This is a genomic window from Caulobacter sp. SRI_008, from assembly GCF_057586355.1.
The window spans coordinates 43,198-60,528 of record NZ_JBYCZS010000012.1 but is presented as its reverse complement, the minus strand read 5'-3'; the positions used below and the strand labels follow the sequence as shown (position 1 = coordinate 60,528).

General features: G+C 69.1%; 14 protein-coding genes. 10 read left to right on the top strand and 4 right to left on the bottom strand.

The window, feature by feature from the left end:
* Nucleotides 1-109 precede the first annotated feature (109 nt).
* Complete coding sequence (locus AC2YHT_RS12505; protein ID WP_487290121.1) at nucleotides 110-1,648, bottom strand: helicase HerA-like C-terminal domain-containing protein; 1,539 nt, start codon at nucleotides 1,646-1,648, stop codon at nucleotides 110-112.
* 109 nt (nucleotides 1,649-1,757) lie between these two features.
* Here AC2YHT_RS12505 and AC2YHT_RS12500 point away from each other — a divergent pair, with 109 nt between their 5' ends.
* The 4 genes from AC2YHT_RS12500 to AC2YHT_RS12485 all read left to right on the top strand — a co-directional run bounded on the left by AC2YHT_RS12500 (nucleotide 1,758) and on the right by AC2YHT_RS12485 (nucleotide 11,463).
* Nucleotides 1,758-2,885 carry an AI-2E family transporter gene (locus AC2YHT_RS12500; protein ID WP_487290120.1) on the top strand — a complete coding sequence of 376 codons (1,128 nt, stop codon included), beginning with the start codon at nucleotides 1,758-1,760 and terminating at the stop codon, nucleotides 2,883-2,885.
* A gap of 338 nt (nucleotides 2,886-3,223) precedes the next feature.
* On the top strand, nucleotides 3,224-8,038 hold the full coding sequence (locus tag AC2YHT_RS12495; protein WP_487290119.1) for an NAD-glutamate dehydrogenase: 4,815 nt from the start codon (nucleotides 3,224-3,226) through the stop codon (nucleotides 8,036-8,038).
* Between the two features lie 235 nt (nucleotides 8,039-8,273).
* Entirely contained in the window at nucleotides 8,274-9,455 is a 1,182-nt protein-coding gene (locus tag AC2YHT_RS12490; protein ID WP_487290118.1) for a DUF418 domain-containing protein, read from the top strand.
* Between the two features lie 289 nt (nucleotides 9,456-9,744).
* Entirely contained in the window at nucleotides 9,745-11,463 is a 1,719-nt protein-coding gene (locus AC2YHT_RS12485) for an alkaline phosphatase D family protein (protein ID WP_487290117.1), read from the top strand.
* 169 nt (nucleotides 11,464-11,632) lie between these two features.
* Here the strand turns inward: AC2YHT_RS12485 and AC2YHT_RS12480 are convergent, their stop codons facing one another.
* Both AC2YHT_RS12480 and hisI read right to left on the bottom strand, forming a co-directional pair.
* Complete coding sequence (locus tag AC2YHT_RS12480) at nucleotides 11,633-12,259, bottom strand: LysE family translocator (protein ID WP_487290116.1); 627 nt, start codon at nucleotides 12,257-12,259, stop codon at nucleotides 11,633-11,635.
* Nucleotides 12,246-12,668 carry a phosphoribosyl-AMP cyclohydrolase gene (hisI, locus tag AC2YHT_RS12475; protein WP_487290218.1) on the bottom strand — a complete coding sequence of 141 codons (423 nt, stop codon included), beginning with the start codon at nucleotides 12,666-12,668 and terminating at the stop codon, nucleotides 12,246-12,248. Before hisI ends, AC2YHT_RS12480 begins: the two co-directional genes overlap by 14 nt.
* A 75-nt stretch (nucleotides 12,669-12,743) precedes the next feature.
* Here hisI and AC2YHT_RS12470 point away from each other — a divergent pair, with 75 nt between their 5' ends.
* The 5 genes from AC2YHT_RS12470 to AC2YHT_RS12450 all read left to right on the top strand — a co-directional run bounded on the left by AC2YHT_RS12470 (nucleotide 12,744) and on the right by AC2YHT_RS12450 (nucleotide 14,817).
* Nucleotides 12,744-13,628: a DUF817 domain-containing protein gene (locus tag AC2YHT_RS12470; RefSeq protein WP_487290115.1), complete on the top strand. Its 885-nt coding sequence runs from the start codon at nucleotides 12,744-12,746 to the stop codon at nucleotides 13,626-13,628.
* 258 nt (nucleotides 13,629-13,886) lie between these two features.
* On the top strand, nucleotides 13,887-14,189 hold the full coding sequence (locus AC2YHT_RS12465; RefSeq protein ID WP_487290114.1) for a hypothetical protein: 303 nt from the start codon (nucleotides 13,887-13,889) through the stop codon (nucleotides 14,187-14,189).
* Nucleotides 14,186-14,455 carry a hypothetical protein gene (locus AC2YHT_RS12460; protein ID WP_487290113.1) on the top strand — a complete coding sequence of 90 codons (270 nt, stop codon included), beginning with the start codon at nucleotides 14,186-14,188 and terminating at the stop codon, nucleotides 14,453-14,455. Before AC2YHT_RS12465 ends, AC2YHT_RS12460 begins: the two co-directional genes overlap by 4 nt.
* Nucleotides 14,448-14,624 carry a hypothetical protein gene (locus tag AC2YHT_RS12455; RefSeq protein WP_199228617.1) on the top strand — a complete coding sequence of 59 codons (177 nt, stop codon included), beginning with the start codon at nucleotides 14,448-14,450 and terminating at the stop codon, nucleotides 14,622-14,624. The genes AC2YHT_RS12460 and AC2YHT_RS12455 overlap by 8 nt, the downstream gene beginning before the upstream one ends.
* Nucleotide 14,625: 1 nt before the next feature.
* Nucleotides 14,626-14,817: a hypothetical protein gene (locus AC2YHT_RS12450; RefSeq protein WP_487290111.1), complete on the top strand. Its 192-nt coding sequence runs from the start codon at nucleotides 14,626-14,628 to the stop codon at nucleotides 14,815-14,817.
* A gap of 142 nt (nucleotides 14,818-14,959) precedes the next feature.
* Here the strand turns inward: AC2YHT_RS12450 and folE are convergent, their stop codons facing one another.
* Entirely contained in the window at nucleotides 14,960-15,601 is a 642-nt protein-coding gene (gene folE / locus AC2YHT_RS12445; RefSeq protein ID WP_110121597.1) for a GTP cyclohydrolase I FolE, read from the bottom strand.
* A gap of 192 nt (nucleotides 15,602-15,793) precedes the next feature.
* Here folE and cysS point away from each other — a divergent pair, with 192 nt between their 5' ends.
* A complete protein-coding gene (cysS, locus tag AC2YHT_RS12440) occupies nucleotides 15,794-17,185 on the top strand; it encodes a cysteine--tRNA ligase (protein WP_487290109.1) in 1,392 nt (463 codons plus the stop codon).
* Nucleotides 17,186-17,331 lie beyond the last annotated feature (146 nt).

Sequence of the window (17,331 nt, the reverse complement as noted above, 5' to 3'; positions counted from 1 at the left end):
GATCGCGCAGCGATCGGTGGGGGGAGCGGCTGCGAAATCGGCCAAAGCACGGGAAGCTGAGAACGGCCCCCCACCGGCCTTCGGCCGCCTCCCCCAGAGGGGGAGGTTTCTACCGCCTTCTGCTCAAGCCCCCCAGCAGCCCGCGCATGATCTCCCGACCCGCCTGAGACGCCACCGTGCGGATCAGCGACTTGGCGAAGGTCTCGGCCATGCCCTGGCGGTTTGACGCCCGAGGCCGCGAAGCCCGCGCATCCTCGCGCTCCTCCTTCGCCCGCTCGCGCTCACGCACCTTCTCCTCGGCCGCCCGCTGGCGCTCGGCCTCGGCCGCGTCCTCCGCGGCGGCGGCGTCCTTCTGGGCCTGGGCGGCGCGGCCCTGCAGGGTCTCGTAGGCCGAGGCGCGGTCCTGCACCTGGTCGTAGAGGCCGGCGACCGGGCTCTTGGCGACGGCGGCGGCGCGTTCCTCCGGGGTCAGCGGACCCAGGCGCGAGGCCGGCGGACGGATCAGGGTCTTCTGCACCACGGTCGGCGCGCCCTTGGCGTCGAGCACCGAGATCAGGGCCTCGCCCACGCCCAGGGCCTGGATGGTCTCGGCGGTGTCGAAGGCCGGATTGACCCGGAACGACTGCGCCGCCGCCTTCAGCCCCTTCTGGTCGGCGGGGGTGTAGGCGCGCAGGGCGTGTTGCACCCGGGCGCCCAGCTGGCCCAGCACCGCGTCGGGAATGTCGGCCGGGTTCTGGGTGACGAAATAGATACCCACGCCCTTGGAGCGGATCAGCCGCACCACCTGCTCGATCTTCTCGATCAGCGGCTTGGGCGCGTCGTTGAACAGCAGGTGCGCCTCGTCGAAGAAGAAGACGAGCTTGGGCTTCTCCGGATCGCCCACCTCGGGCAGCTCCTCGAACAGCTCCGACAGCAGCCACAGCAGGAAGGTCGAATAGAGCTTGGGCGACTGGATCAGCTTGTCGGCCGCCAGGATGTTGACGTAGCCGCGCCCCGTCACGTCGATGCGCATGATGTCGGAGAGCTTCAGGGCCGGCTCGCCGAAGAAGTGCTCGGCGCCCTGGGTCTGAAGGGTCAAGAGCTTGCGCTGGATCGCGCCCACCGTGGCCGGCGAGACGTTGCCGTACTGCGTGCCGATGTCGGCGGCGTGGTCGGCCACGTATTTCAGCGCCGCCTGAAGATCCTTCAGGTCCAGCAGCAGCAGGCCGTCCTTGTCGGCGACGTGGAAGGTGATGGTCAGCACCCCTTCCTGCACGTCGTTGAGCTCCAGCAGGCGCGACAGCAGCACCGGCCCCATCTCCGAGATGGTGGTGCGGATCGGGTGACCCTTCTCGCCAAACAGGTCCCAGAAGATGGTCGGCGGTGCGCCGGGGGCGAGCGCGATGTCCATCGAGGCGGCGCGGGCCAGCATCTTCTCGTTGGGCGTTCCCGGGGCGGCGACGCCCGAGAGGTCGCCCTTCACGTCGGCGGCGAACACCGGCACCCCGGCGTCGGCGAAGGCCTGGGCCATGATCTGCAGGGTCACCGTCTTGCCGGTGCCCGTCGCACCGGCCACCACGCCGTGGCGGTTGGAGCGGTCCAGCCGCTGCGTCACGGGCCCTTCGCCGAGTCCGATAAGGATCTCGCCGTCGCCGATCTCCAGGGTCATGCGCAACTTCCCTACATGATTGAGGCTTAAGCCTAGCTCTAAGCCTTGTCCTTCGCCATTCCGGCTGAACAATGGTCCCCAAGACTTACGTCAAAAGAGATTCCCGTCGATGACGACCGCTCCGCCCTCGATCACCAGCCGCAACGCCGTCGTCTTCCTGGCGGTGGTCGCCGCCGGCGCGGCCATGTACTTCGCGCGCGACATCCTCACCCCGCTGGCCCTGGCCGCCTTCCTGGCGGTGATGATCGACAGCTTCGCCCGGGTGCTGAGCAACCGGGTGCCGAAGTTCCCGCAGCGCCTGGCCCTGCCGATGGCGATCCTGCTGTCGCTGCTGCTGTTCGGCGGCTCGGTGTGGATCGTGGTCGACAACGGCGCCGAGTTCGTCGGCCAGGCCAAGGCCTACGCCCCGCGCCTCAACGAGGTGATCGCCAAGGTCACGGGCCTGGTGGGCGTCCAGGTGCCCCCGACCATTGACGACCTGATCGCCCAGCTCAATCCGCAGCAATATGTCGGCGCCGTCGCCGGCAGCCTGCAGAACTTCGCCTCCAACGCCGTGCTGGTGCTGATCTATCTGGGCTTCATCGTCGCCTCGCGCCGGGGCTTCTCGCGCAAGATCGTCGCCCTGTTCCCGCATCACGCCGAGCGCGACCGCTCGATGGCCCTGTTCCAGCGCATCCGCAACGGGGTGGAGCAGTACCTGTGGATCCAGACCGTCACCGGCCTGATCATCGCCATCGCCGCCTGGGCGGTCATGGCCCTGGTCGGGCTCGACAACGCCTTCTTCTGGGCCTTCCTGATCTTCATCGCCAGCTACATCCCGATCCTGGGCGGGGCCGTCGGCTGCATCCTGCCGCCGCTGTTCGCCCTCGTGCAGTTCAATCACACCCTGCTGCCGGCCATCATCCTGGCCGCCGCCCTGCAGGTGATCTACTTCGTGGTCGGCAACGTCGTGCTGCCGCGCATGCAGGGCGACAGCCTGAACATGGACCCGACGGTGGTGCTGCTGTCGCTGGCCGTCTGGGGCGCGCTGTGGGGCGTCACCGGCATGTTCCTGTCCACGCCGCTGACCGTGGCCGTGATGCTGATCCTGGCCCAGTTCGACGGCACCCGCTGGATCGCCATCCTGCTGTCGGAAGACGGCGATCCCAGCGGCGAGAAAGCCGTCGAGCACGGCCCTGCGGGCGTTGCCAAACAGGGTTCTACGAGAAAAAAGCCAAGTTTGAAAAAAGGGGCTTAAATTCCGAAAAGGCGCGCCTATCTAAGTCTCGTACCGGGAGCCCCCACCCCGGTCCCGCGCGACGCCAGCCTGCTTTACCTGGCGCGTCGTAAGCGGAAACAGCCCGCCGCTCCCCCCAAGGCGGGCCTGCGCCGCCGGTCTCCCCCCACCGGCGGCGCTTCCGTTTCCGGACCGCATTTCCGAACAATCAATGGTCATCCGGCTGGGCTAGAAATGTGGGTGGCGCATCCTTCGGAATTTGGCAGTTTAGGCAAAATATTGTTCGGTTCTCAGGCGCGTGTGTTGAACGCGCGTGGGAAAGGGCTAGGTTGTCGCCAAAAATTCGCGAGGAAATACCCATGGTCGGCGAAAATGACCGCAAGGCGAACCAGCAGGCGTCAAACGCTCTGAGCGCGGCCCTGGCCGCGGCGCTGGGCGGATCGCTTTCCCCGCCCCAGGCTCAGTTCGCGGCCCTGGCGTCGGAAGACTGGTCGGCCGAGGAGCTGCCCGGCGTCGGACCCGCCGAAGTGGCCGCCGGCCTCGCCGAGCTCTGGCGCTTCGCCGAATCCGCCGCCGACCAGCCCCTGGCCCTGCGCGTCCGCGCGGCCGAAGGCGGCGACGTGCTCGAGATCGTCCAGCCCGACCGTCCCTTCCTCGTCGACAGCATCATGGGCGCCATCGCCGAGACCGGCTTCTCGGTGCGCGCCATGTTCCACCCGATGGTCGAACTGGCCGGCCAGCGCCGTTCGCTGATCCAGGTCTGGCTCGAGCCCGTCGGCCAGGACCGGGAAGCGGCCCTGCTGACCGCCGTCCGCGACGCCCTGGCCGACGTCCACCTGGCCGTCGACGACTTCGACGCCATGCGCGCCTTGATGCGCCGCACGATCGACGAGTTGCGCGGCGCGGGCGTCGACCTCCCCGCCGACGAGCGGGCCGAGGGCCTGGCCTTCCTGGACTGGCTGGAAGGCGACCACTTCGTGTTCCTGGGCGCGCGGGTCTACGACTACCCCCGCACCGCCGACGGCGGCTATGCGGCCGAGGAGCCGCTGTACCAGCCGGAAGGCAGCCTGGGCGTCCTGCGCGACCAGACCCGCACCGTCCTGCGCCGCGAGAGCGAGCCGGCGATCCTGTCGCCCCAGGTCCGCGACCACCTGCTGCTGGGCGCGCCCCTGGTCGTGGCCAAGTCGAACCTGCGCTCCAAGGTCCACCGCCGCGGCTACATGGACTACGTCGGCATCCGTCGCTACGGCCCCGACGGCAAGCCCTCGGGTGAGGTCCGGTTTGTGGGCCTGTTCACCGCCGAGGCCTACGAGACCCCCGCCCACGAGGTGCCGCTGATCCGCCGCAAGGTCGAGCATGTGCTCGACCAGGCCGGCAAGGATCCCGACAGCCACAACGGCAAGCGCCTGCGCAACATCCTCGAGACCTGGCCGCGCGACGAGCTGTTCCAGATCGAGGAGGGCGACCTGCTCTCTATGGCGCTGGGCGTGCTGCACCTCTACGACCGTCCGCGCGTGCGCCTGTTCACCCGCCGCGACCCCTTCGACCGCTTCATCTCGGCCCTGCTGTTCGTCCCGCGCGAGCGCTATGACTCCGGCGTGCGCCAGCGGGCCGGCGAACTGCTCAGCCAGGCCTTCGACGGCCGCGTCTCGGCCTATTATCCCAGCTTCTCCGACGCCCCCCTGGCGCGCGTGCACTACATCCTCGGCGTCAAGCCGGGCCAGCACGGCGATCCGGATCTGGCGGCCCTGGAAGCGGCCATCGCCGAGACCACCCGCACCTGGGACGACCGCTTCGAGGCCATCGTCCGCGAGCGCGGCGCCACCCGTCCGGTGGTCGACACCCTGGGCCGTTGGGCCGGCGCCTTCCCGCCCGGCTATCGCGACCAGTACGACGCCGCCGAGGCCCTGGCCGACATCGCCGTCGTCGACGACCTGAAGTCCGGCGAGGCCGTGCGCGTGCGCGCCTTCCGCCGCGAGGGCGACGACGCCCTGACCTTCCGCTTCAAGCTCTATCGCCCCGGCGCGGCGGCCCCCCTGGCCGACGTGCTGCCGATCCTCGAGCACATGGGCCTCAAGGCCCTGATCGAGGACGGCTTCAAGCTGAAGCCGATCGTCGACGGCCTGATCTCGCCGACCTGGGTGCACGAGTTCGTGCTGCGCGACGAGCAGGGCGAGCATCTGGCCTTCGCCGACGTGAAGGGCGCCTTCGAGGCCGCCTTCGTGGCCATCTGGACGGGCCGCGCCGAAAGCGACGGCTTCAACCGCCTGGTGCTGGAGCTGGGCGTCGACTGGCGCGAGGCCGCCCTGGTCCGCGCCCTGGCCCGCTACCGCCAGCAGACGGGCCTGGACCCGTCGCAGGCGGTGCAAGAAGCCGCCCTGGCCGACAATCCCGGCGTCGCCCGCCTGATCCTGGATCTCTTCCGCATCAAGTTCGACCCGGCCATCGCCGCCGACCTGGAGGCCCGTAAGGAGCAGGCCGTCGCGGTCGCCGACAAGATCACCGAGGCCCTGCAGGCGGTCGAAAGCCTCGACGCTGACCGGGCCCTGCGCCGCATCGCCGCCCTGGTGGGCGCGATCCAGCGCACCAACTTCTACCAGACGGGCGAGGACGGCGCGCCCAAGCCGCACATCAGCTTCAAGATCGCCTCGCGCGAACTGGCCGACCTGCCCGCGCCCAAGCCCTATCGCGAGATCTACGTCTCGGCCCCGCATGTCGAGGGCGTGCACCTGCGCTTCGGTCCCGTCGCCCGGGGCGGCCTGCGCTGGTCCGACCGCCGCGACGACTTCCGCACCGAAGTCCTGGGCCTGGTGAAGGCCCAGCAGGTCAAGAACGCCGTCATCGTGCCGGTCGGCTCCAAGGGCGGTTTCTATCCCAAGCAGCTGCCGCGCGGCGGAGATCGCGACGCCATCCAGGCCGAGGCGATCCGCGCCTACAAGACCTTCCTGTTCGGCCTGCTCGACATCACCGACAACATCGACGCCGACAACAAGGTGATCGCGCCTGACTCCGTGGTCGTCCACGACGGCGAGGACCCCTATCTGGTCGTCGCCGCCGACAAGGGCACGGCCACCTTCTCCGACATCGCCAACGGCGTGGCGGAGTCCTACGGGTTCTGGCTGGGCGACGCCTTCGCGTCCGGCGGGTCGGTCGGCTACGACCACAAGGTCATGGGCATCACCGCCCGCGGCGCCTGGGAAGCGGTCAAGCGCCACTTCCGCGAACTGGGCAAGGACATCCAGACCCAGCCCTTCACCGTGGTCGGCGTCGGCGACATGTCGGGCGACGTGTTCGGCAACGGCATGCTGTTGTCCAAGCAGACCAGGCTGCTGGCCGCCTTCGACCATCGCCACATCTTCCTCGACCCCGATCCGGATCCCGCGATCTCGTGGGAAGAGCGCGATCGGATGTTCAAGCTGCCGCGCTCGTCCTGGGCCGACTATGACGCCAGCAAGCTCTCCAAGGGCGGGGCCATCGTGCCCCGGAACCAGAAGGAGATCCCGCTGTCGCCCGAGGTCCAGGCCATGCTCGACCTCAAGGCCGCCAGCGTCTCGCCGGCCGAGCTGATGACCGCGATCCTCAAGTCGCGGGCCGAGCTGCTCTATCTCGGCGGCATCGGCACCTATGTGAAGGCCAAGGGCGAGACCAACGCCGACGCCGGCGACAAGGCCAACGACGCCATCCGCGTCAACGGCTCGGACCTGCGGGTCAAGGTGGTGGGCGAGGGCGCCAATCTGGGCCTCACCCAGGCCGGCCGCATCGAGTTCGCGCAAAGCACCGGCCACCTGAACACCGACGCCATCGACAACAGCGCCGGCGTCGACAGCTCCGACCACGAGGTCAACATCAAGATCCTCACGGGCCTGCTGGAGCGCTCGGGCGACCTTACGCGTCCCAGCCGCAACACTCTGCTGGCCTCGATGACCGACGACGTCGCCCATCACGTGCTGGAGCACAACTACGACCAGACCCTGGCGCTGACCCTGCTGGAAAGCGACAGCGTCGAGGAGCTCGACTCCCACGCCCGCTTCATGAGCGAGCTGGAAGGCCGCGGCCGTCTCGACCGCAAGGTCGAGGGCCTGCCCGAGGCCGCCGTCCTGGCCGACCGCGCCCAGGCCAAGAAGGGCCTGACCCGGCCGGAACTGGCCGTGCTGCTGGCCTACGGCAAGCTTGATCTGTTCGACGACATCATCGCCTCGCGCGCGCCGGATGATCCCTGGTTCCAAGCCACCCTGCACGGCTACTTCCCCAAGGCGCTGGGCGTCTATGCCGACGCCATGCAGAAGCACCGCCTGAAGCGCGAGATCATCGCCACGGTGGTCGGCAACCAGATGGTCAACATGTGCGGCCCGACCTTCCCGAGCCGCCTGAAGGCCGCCGCCGGCTGCGACGTCGAGGCCCTGGTGGTCGGCTTCGCCGCCGCCCGCGAGATCCTCGGGATCGACGCCCTGTGGGACCAGGTCTCGGCCCTGGACAACCAGGCCGGAGCCGACGGCCAGACCGCCCTCTACAAGGCTCTGGCCTACGCCCTGCGCAGCCTGACCTTCTGGCTGGCCCGCCGCGCTTTCCGCGACAAGTCGAGCGTCAAGCAACTGGTCGAGGCCTACGGTCCGTCGGTCGCCGCCCTGAAGGGCCTGACCCCGACGATCCTGTCGACCTTCGAGCAGAAGACCACGGCCAAGCGCGCCAAGGCCTATGTCGCCGACGGCGCCCCGCAGGCGCTGGCGGAAGCCGTCGCGGCCCTGCAGCCGACGACCACGGCCGCCGACCTCGTCGACATCGGCAACGCCTCCAGCTGGAGCGTCGAGAACGTCGCCCGCCTCTACCACCAGGTCGGCGCGGCGCTCGGCTTCGACCGCCTGCGCTGGGCGGCCGGCCAGTTCGTCGGCGGCGACAGCTTCGAGCGCCTGGCCGTCCGCCGCCTGATCGAGGACCTGCTGTTCGAGCAGGCCGCCATCACCCAGGCGGTTCTGAAGTTCGCCGCCAACGCCCAGGCCGGCGACGACGAGTCCTCCGCCAAGGCCGCCGTGACCTCGTGGGCCGCCCTGCGCGCCGACCGCGTCAAGGCCGCCAAGCGCACGGTGGAAGACATCGAACAGGCCGGCGGCGGCTGGACCTTCGCCAAGCTCACCATCGCCAACGCGGCGCTGCGCGAGCTGTCGGTTCAGGGCTGACCCGGATCCCTCTCCCCTTGCGGGAGAGGGTGGCCCCGCGGAGCGGGGTCGGGTGAGGGGTCTCTCAGACATCGAACGCCGCGACAGCCGATCCGCTGTCGCGGCGTTTCCGTGTGTGCGACCCCTCATCCGTCGACTTCGTCGCCACCTTCTCCCGCAAGGGGAGAAGGAACCGGCTGACGCCGCCCGCGAACCTCGTCACCATCCCCCGACTCAACCCCGGGGCAAGCGCCGCATGGCCGCCGACAAAGACCGTATCCTCCTGCTCGACGCGCTGCGCGGCCTCGGCGTGCTGGGCATACTGCTGTGCAACGTTCCGGGCTTTGCCTTTCCGCTCGATCTCAGCGACAGCGTGACGGCCTGGCCGTTCGGGACCGGGCCGCAGACGATGTCGGTGTGGCTGGTCACCCAGTGGCTGTTTCAGCGCAAGTTCGTGACCCTGTTCTCGATGCTGTTTGGGATCTCGATGTTCCTGGTCGGCGGCGACAAAAGTCAGGGACGTGGTCCGCTCCTCTATCGGCGTCTCTTCTGGCTGCTGGCCTTCGGGATCGCCCACGGCTTCGCCATCTGGTGGGGCGACGTGCTGCTGAGCTACGCCCTGGCCGGCTTCGTGGTAGCCCAGGCGCGGTCGTGGCCGGCGCGGCGGTTGCTGGGCTGGGGCGTGGGGGTGTGGCTGGTGTTCGCCGTCCTGACCGCCCTGGGCCTGGCGCTGCTGTCGGGCGAGGCGCCGTCCGAGACCGCGGCCGAAGCCGCCCGCGAGGCGGCCAAGGGCGCGGCGGCGATCGCGGCCTATCGCGGCGACTTCATCCAGTCGATGACCATCAACGCCCGCGAGCGGCTGGAGAGCCTGCCCTACGAGCCGATCATCTTCCTGCTGACGACCAGCCTGATGATGATCGGCCTGGGCGCCTTCAAGACCGGCGTCTTCACCGGCGAGGCCTCGAAGCGCACCTACGGCGTGCTGATCGCCGTCGGCCTGCTGGCCCTGGCCGCGACCGGCTGGGCCTATTTCACCTTCGTGCTGGGCGGCATGGCCCAGCCGGTCCTGCACCTGGCCGAGGGCCTGCAGACCATCACCGCCCCCCTGACCACCCTGGCCTATGTCGGTCTGATGGCCCTGGCCGCGCGTTCGACCGGCGTCTGGCGCAAGATCCCCGCCGTGCTCGCGCCGGTCGGCCAGATGGCCTTCACCAACTACCTCTCCCAGTCCTTGATCATGACCGCCATCTTCTACGGCGGACGCGGCCTTGGCCTCTACGCCCGCCTCGACCGCCCAGCCCTGGCCCTGATCGTCGTGGCGATCTGGATCGTCCAGATCCTGTGGTCGCGGTGGTGGCTGGAGCGCTTCACCATGGGTCCGCTGGAATGGATCTGGCGCCGGCTCTATCGCGGCCCCGCGCCGCTGCGGCGGGCGTGATCCCTTAATTTCTCCCGTCATTCCCGCCCTTGTGGCGGGAACCCCTCTTTCAGCCGTAAGGGCGGAAGAGGCGGGTCGCCAGCGATCCGCCGCAACTTCACGTGCGTACGGAGCCAGGGGTTCCCGCCACAAGGGCGGGAATGACGGGTTGATAAATGGCGCCGTTGAGCCATCGTCCGTGTCGGTCACAAGAAACCGCCGAGCGAACGGCGTGCGTCACATGTCTGTCGCCGCTCGTCGCTAACGCCGCTTGCAGACGCCGTGGGCGTCCCGTCGGGGAGTGCGTACAATGAAGATCGATCGTCGCGGGCTTCTGGCCCTGCTCGGCACGGGCGCGGCCACGCCGGTCGCCGCCGCCGCTCCCAAGCCCTTCGAGGGCGAGGTGAAGTTCCTGCACGGCCTGGCCTCGGGCGACCCGCTGGCCGACCGCGTCATCCTCTGGACCCGGGTCACGCCCCAAGGCGCGACGGCAGGCGGCGCCACCGCCCCGGTCGCCGTCCGCTGGGAAGTGGCGACCGATCCGGACTTCAAGACCCTCGTCGCCCAGGGCCGGACGCTCACCGACGCCGGCCGCGACTGGACCGTGAAGATCGACGCCACGGGCCTCAAGCCGGGCACGGACTATCACTACCGCTTCCGCGCCCTGAAGGCCGGCAAGCCGGTCGGCGAGGGGATCACGGGCGCGACCCGCACCCTGCCCGAAGGCGGCGTCAAGGACGTGGTCCTGGCCGTCACCTCGTGCTCGCTCTATCCGAACGGCTACTTCAACGCCTACGACGCCATCGCCAAGCTGCCGCGCGTCGACGCCGTGCTGCACCTGGGCGACTACATCTACGAATACGGCGGTGGTCCCAAGGACTACGGCATGAGCTCGCCGGTCGCCGCCCAGCGCCAGCCGGATCCGCCGCACGAGATCGTCAGCCTGTCGGACTATCGCCGCCGCCACGCCCTCTACAAGACCGACCCGATGCTGCAGGCCGCCCACGCCCGCGCGCCGTGGATCGTCGTCTGGGACGACCACGAGACCGCCAACGACAGCTGGGTCGGCGGGGCCGAGAACCACGACCCCGACAAGGGCGAAGGCGACTGGGCCGCGCGCAAGGCCGCCGCCCTCAAGGCCTATTACGAGTGGATGCCGATCCGCGAGCCGTCCAGCGGAACCCTGCCCGAAGCCGCTTGGCGCCGCTTCCAGTTCGGCGATGTCGCGACCCTGCTGATGGTCGAGACCCGTCTGACCGCCCGCACCGAGCAGCTGACCTACGAGCGCGACCTGCCCAAGACCGCCGACGGCAAGCCCGACATCGCCGCCTTCGTCGCCAAGTGGAAGGATCCGTCGCGCCGGATGATGGGCGAGGGCCAGGAGCAGTGGCTGGCCCGCGAGGTCGACGCTTCGGTCAAGGCCGGCACGGCCTGGCAGGTTCTGGGCAACCAGGTGGTCATGGCCCGCGTCGCTCCGCCCAACCTCAAGGCCACGATGGGCGACGAGAAGTTCGACGCCATGCTGGCGGCCCTGCCCGAATACGCCCGCGGCCGGGTGGCGGGGGGCGTGGCCATGTCGGCCTTCGACATCCCCTCCAACCTCGACGCCTGGGACGGCTATCCGGTCGATCGCCAGCGGGTCTACGACATCTTCAAGGCCAGCCAGGCGACGCCGATCGTCCTGGCCGGCGACAGCCACATGTTCTGGGCCAACGAGCTGTGGGACGACGCCGGCTCGACCCGCGTCGCCGCCGAGTTCGGGGCCACCTCGGTCACCTCGCCCGGCTACGGCGACATCATGCCCGGCGCCCCGATCGGCGAGGCCTTCGTCCAGCGCAACAAGGAAGTGAAATACGCCCACCCCAGCGCCAAGGGCTTCGTCCTGCTGACGCTGGAAAAGGGCAAGGCCGTGGGCGAACTGATCGCCGTCTCGACCATCCTGTCGACCGACTACACGACGGAAGTGCTGAAGACGTTCGTGGTGACGCCGGCGGATGGCGGCGGTGTGAAGGCGCTGAGCGAAATCTGATCCTTCTCCCCTTGCGGGAGAAGGTGGTGGCGAAGCCGACGGATGAGGGGTCTCTCAGATGGGAGACGCTTCATCCGGTCTGGCCGTCGCACGCGGCTTCGAGGTCTGAGAGACCCCTCACCCGACCTGCTGCGCAGGCCACCCTCTCCCGCAAGGGGAGAGGGATTTCCTATCGCCGCTCCAGCGCCAGCCGCAGCCCGAACGCGATGAACACCCCGCCGCTGATCCGATCCAGCCAGCGCACCACGGCCGCTTCCCGCAGCAGGCCGGCCAGCGGGGCGGTGGCGGCGATCAGCAGGCCGGCCCAGGCCAGGCCCAGCAGCACGTGGATCCCGGCCAGCAGCGTGCCGAACACGCCGGGGTTGGCGCCCGCCGGGATGAACTGCGGCAGGAACGAGATGTAGAACACCCCGACCTTGGGATTGAGCAGGTTGGTGAACAGGCCGCGCCGGAACGAGTCCGCGATCCCGCCGCCGGTCGGCGACACCGCCCCCGGCTCGAAGCGGTCGCGGGGCTTGATCAGCATCTTCACGCCCATCCACACCAGATAGGCCGCGCCCGCCCACTTCAGCGCCGTATAGGCCAGTTCCGAGGCGGTCAGCAGCGCCCCGGCCCCGAAGGCCGCGGCCATGCCCCAGATCAGGCAGCCCATGCCGATGCCCATGGCCGCCGCCGCCGCCCGGCGCGGGCCCTCGGTGGCGGCGCTGCGCAGCACCAGGGCGGTGTCGAGCCCCGGCGTGATGGTGAGCAAGCTGGCGGCCAGGGTGAAGGCGACCAGGGCCTCAGGCGTGGTCATGGATGTGGTCCTCCTCCCGCTCGACCAGCTGGCCGTTCTCCCAGACGCGATAGAAGCAGGAGCGGAAGCCGACGTGGCAGGCGCCGCCGTCGCCCTGCGGGCGCACCTTGATCACCACGGCGTCCTGGTCGCAGTCGACGCGGACCTCGCTGACGATCTGCAGTTGGCCGCTGGTCTCGCCCTTTTTCCAGAGGCCGTTGCGCGAACGGCTGAAATAGTGCGCGACGCCCGTCTCCAGGGTGAGTTTCAGGGCCTCGTCGTTCATCCAGGCCAGCATCAGGATCTCGCCGGTGTCGGCGTGCTGGGCCACCGCCGCCACCAGGCCGTTGGCGTCGAAGCGCGGAGCGAGGGCCGGGCCGCGTTCCAGGGCATGCTTGTCGGGGGCGGAGGGGAAGAAGGCGCTGGTCATCAAAGACATATGGCGCAACACCCCCGGTTTGGGCTAGCCTCCCGCATCCGGCGGGGGACGGGAAAAGACGGGACGATGGACCTCAAGTCCAGGATCAAGGGCGGCGTGGCGGATTTGGACCGCTGGGCGCGGCCCTGGGCTGAACGCTCGAAGGCCAACGCGTGGGCCTACGAATTCCTGTTGTTCGGCCTCAAGCAGGCCTGGGCCTGCCTGTTCGGCGGCCTGATGCTGGCCCTGCTGGTCGGCACCTTCCTGTTCTGGCCCAAGGACGCGGCGCTGGCGCGCTACGACTTCCTCGTCATCGCCTCGGTCGCCATCCAGGCGGCCCTGCTGCTGCTCAAGCTCGAGCGCTGGGACGAGGCGGCGGTGATCCTGATCTTCCACCTGGTCGGCACGGCCATGGAGATCTTCAAGACCGCCCACGGCTCCTGGATCTATCCGGAAGACAGCGTGCTGCGGATCGGCGACGTGCCGCTGTTCACCGGCTTCATGTACGCCTGCGTCGGCAGCTACATCGCCCGCGCCTGGCGGCTGTTCGACTTCACCTTCGTGAAGTATCCGCCGTTCTGGAGCGCCCACATCCTGGCGGTGCTGGTCTACGTCAACTTCTTCACCCACCACTATGTGACCGACATCCGCCTGGGCCTCTTCGCCCTGTCGGCGGTGCTGTTCGGCCGCACCTGGATCGTCTACACGCCCGACCGCCAGGCGCGGCGCATGCCGCTGCTGCTGGGCCTGATGCTGGTGGCGCTGTTCATCTGGTTCGCCGAGAACCTGGGCACCTTCGCCGGGGCCTGGATCTATCCCAGCCAGGCCGGCGGCTGGCATATGGTCGCCATCGAGAAGCTGGGGGCCTGGTACCTGCTGATGCTGATCAGCTTCGTCCTGGTCAGCCTCGTCCACCGCCCGCTCGACGCCTGCGTCGAGCGCCTGCGCGAAGGCATCCGCGCGGCGGCCTGAGGGGCGTTCCAAGGGGCGCGTCGAGCCGGAGAAATCCCGCCGGGATCGCCCGCTTCGTGCTATGATGATCCATGCGCCGAAGAGCGCGCCAAGGGGTTCCGTTCGCGGCGACCTCGACCTGGTTCGGCGGCCCGCCGGTTTCATGCCGGCGTCGTTCGTGGGCCTTTTCGTTCAAGGCCGTTTTCGTTCATCGCCGCCGACGTCCGGCGCGCCGTCCTATCGCCAGGACGTGCGTCGGCGCGCGCCTGGAGATCCTCGATGTCCCGCTTCCCGCCGACTGACCCGCCGATCGCTTCGCAGGCCGAAGGGCGTTCGCCGCGCCTGTCGCGGGATCTTCGCCTGCTGGCCCTGTCGGATGTCCTGCGGCGCTATGCGGCCCGTTTCCAGCCCGACCTCAACGCCGCCGGCCTGCTGGCGCATCGCGCCATCGCCGCCGCGTTCGCCAAACCGGTCGCCGCCGCCGACGCCAAGGGCGCGATGGAAGCCGGGCTGCGCGCCCATGTCGACGACAGCCTTGCCGACCAGGCCGCGAAGACCCCTCCTCCTGGCCGGCGCTCATGAGCGCCCGCAGCGTCAGTGGAAGCGAGCCGTTCGGGCGCCACGACTACGAGATCACCTACGGCTGGCGTGACGAGGCGCTCAGCGTCACGATCGGCGGCCAGCTGGCCACCCCGCCGGTCATCGGCGACATCTACACCCTGGGCTCGCCCGACGGCGGCATCCAGGACTTCACGGTCATGCAGATGACGCGTGAGCGCGGACTGGGCTGGGTGGCGCGTTGCAGCGCCGCGGCTCGCCCGCCCCGCCTGGAGGGCTCCGATGACTGAGGAAACCGACCGCATCCAGCGGGAGAACGAGTATCTCAAGCGCCGCAACGCCCAGCTCCAGGCCGAGGTCGGCGACCTCACGGCCGAGGTGGTGCGGCTGCAGCAGCGCCTGGGGGCGTTCGCCGTCCGCGCCGCCGTCGCGCCCAACCCGCTGTCGGGCGGCCAATAGGATGGCGCTCTCGCCCGAGCAGGTGACGGCCCTGCGCAATCTCGCCCGCAAGAAGCAAGGCCACGACGTCGACTGGATCAACATCGCCGACGCCCGCGGCCTGACCGAACTGGGCCTGGCCGAACGCGGCCGCACCGGCTGGATCATCACCAGCGCCGGCGAGGCGGAGCTCCTGGCCTACGAGCGCAGCTAGAATCCGGGGAGGCTCGCAGGCCCAGATCCTCCCCCTTTGGGGGAGGTGGCCCAGAGGGCCGGAGGGGGTAGCGCGGCGTCGGCCGCCCAAACCCCCTCAGTCGCTTCGCGACAGCTCCCCCAGAGGGGGAGCATCTATCGGCCTATTTCCGGGTCACCAGATCCATGAACCGCTGCTGCAGGACCTTGTCGGTCTTGAACACGCCGCGGAACTGGGTGGTGATGGTCGAGACGTCGTGGTGGTGCACGCCGCGGGTGCTCATGCACTGATGCTCGGCGTCGATCAGCACGGCCACGCCGGCCGCCGAGAGGTGGTCCTCGATGGCGTCGGCGACCTGCATGGTCATGGTCTCCTGGGTCTGCAGGCGCTTGGCGAAGATCTCCACCAGGCGCGCCAGCTTCGACAGCCCCACGACCTTGCCGGTGGGCATGTAGGCCACCCAGGCCTTGCCCAGGAACGGCGCCATGTGGTGCTCGCAGTGGCTCTGCACGTCGATGCCGCGCAGCATGACCATGTCGTCATAGCCCTGCACGTCCTCGAAGGTGCGCGACAGTTCCTTGGCCGGATCGCCCGTATAGCCGGCGAACCACTCGCCATAGGCGTCGACCACGCGCTGGGGCGTGTCGAGCAGGCCCTCGCGGTCGGGGTTGTCGCCGGCCCAGGCCAGCAGGGTCCGCACCGCGGCCATGGCCTCGTCTCGGCTGGGGCGCTGGGCGGGTTCAAGATCAAGACCGGCGTTGTCGTCAGAGCCGATCAGGGTTCGCTCGCGGGTCAGTGCGTCCATGTTTTCGAAGGGGGCTTTCCACGGGCTGAGTTGCGCCGGAGCGCCGTTCGCCCCGGAATTACGCGTGCCACCCGTTAAAGGGCGCGCCTCTCACGTCGCAAAGACGTGGTTCGAAGGCTCGCTCCCCGCTATATGGGTCCGGTTTTTCGTTCCGACAACACCCTTCCGCTGCGTCAAGGCGACCGAGTTTTCATGACCATCAGGCTCTACGACACCATGGCGCGCGAGAAGCGCGACTTCGTTCCCGCCGATCGCGACCGGGTGACGATGTATGTCTGCGGACCGACGGTCTACGGCTACGCCCACATCGGCAACTTCCGTCCGGTGGTGGCCTTCGACGTGCTGTTCCGCCTGCTGCGCCACGAATTCGGCGACGAGGCGGTGGTCTATGCCCGCAACGTCACCGACGTGGACGACAAGATCAACAAGAAGGCCGCCGACGAGGGCGTCGAGATCAAGGTCATCACCGACCGCTATCTCGCCGCCTATCACGAGGACGCCGACGCCCTCGGAGCCCTGCGCCCGACGCTTGAGCCCAAGGCCACCGACCACATCGACGCCATCGTCGAGATGATCGGCAAGCTGATCGACAATGGCTCGGCGTACGCCGCCGAGGGCCACGTGCTGTTCGACACCCAGAGCTTCGCCGACTACGGCCAGCTTTCGGGCCGTCCCCTGGACGACATGATCGCCGGCGCCCGCGTCGAGGTCGCCCCCTACAAGCGCCACCCGGCCGACTTCGTGCTGTGGAAGCCGTCCAAGGAAAACGAGCCCGAGTGGCAAAGCCCCTGGGGCGCGGGCCGTCCGGGCTGGCACATCGAGTGCTCGGCGATGATCGACAAGCAGCTGGGCCTGCCGATCGACATCCACGCCGGCGGCATCGACCTGCAGTTCCCCCACCATGAGAACGAGGTGGCGCAAGGCCGCTGCGCCCACGGCCTGCCGACCTACGCCCGCTACTGGATGCACAACGGCTTCCTCGACATGGACGGCGAGAAGATGTCCAAGAGCCTGGGCAACGTCATCATCCCGCACGAGCTGGTGAAGACCACGCCGGGCGAGGTGGTGCGCTGGGCCCTGCTGTCGGCCCACTACCGCCAGCCGTTGGACTGGACGCCCGAGCTGCTCGAGCAGAGCAAGAAGTCGCTGGACCGTCTCTACGGCGCCCTGCGCCGCGCCAAGGACGTCGTCGCCGACCAGGCCGTCGAGGCCCCGCAGGAGGTGATGGACGCCCTCTGCGACGACCTCAACACGCCCGCCGCCGTCGCCAAGCTGTTCGAGGTGTCGAGCGCCATCGAGAAGGCCGTCACCGCCGGCGACCTGACCGAGGTGGCGATCCACAAGTCGCGCCTGCTCGAGGCCGGCGCCCTGCTGGGCTTCCTGCAGGCCGATCCCGACGCCTGGTTCGAGGGCGACGCCTCCGACGACCTCAAGGCCCAGGTCGAAGACCTGCTGGCCCGCCGCGTCGCCGCCCGTGCCGCCAAGGACTGGACCGCCGCCGACGCCATCCGCGGCGACCTCGACGCCCTCGGCGTCGTGGTCATGGACAGCCCGACCGGCGCCACCTGGCGCATGAAGGACTAGATCAAAAAAGGCTCCCTCCGAAGAGGGAGCCTTTTTCATTTTCCGTAAAATCCCCGCGAAAGCGGGGACCCAGGCTTTTTCTGAAACCCGCGGCGCTCGACGATAAAACACCTGGGCCCCCGCTTTCGCGGGGGGGTTACGGGTTT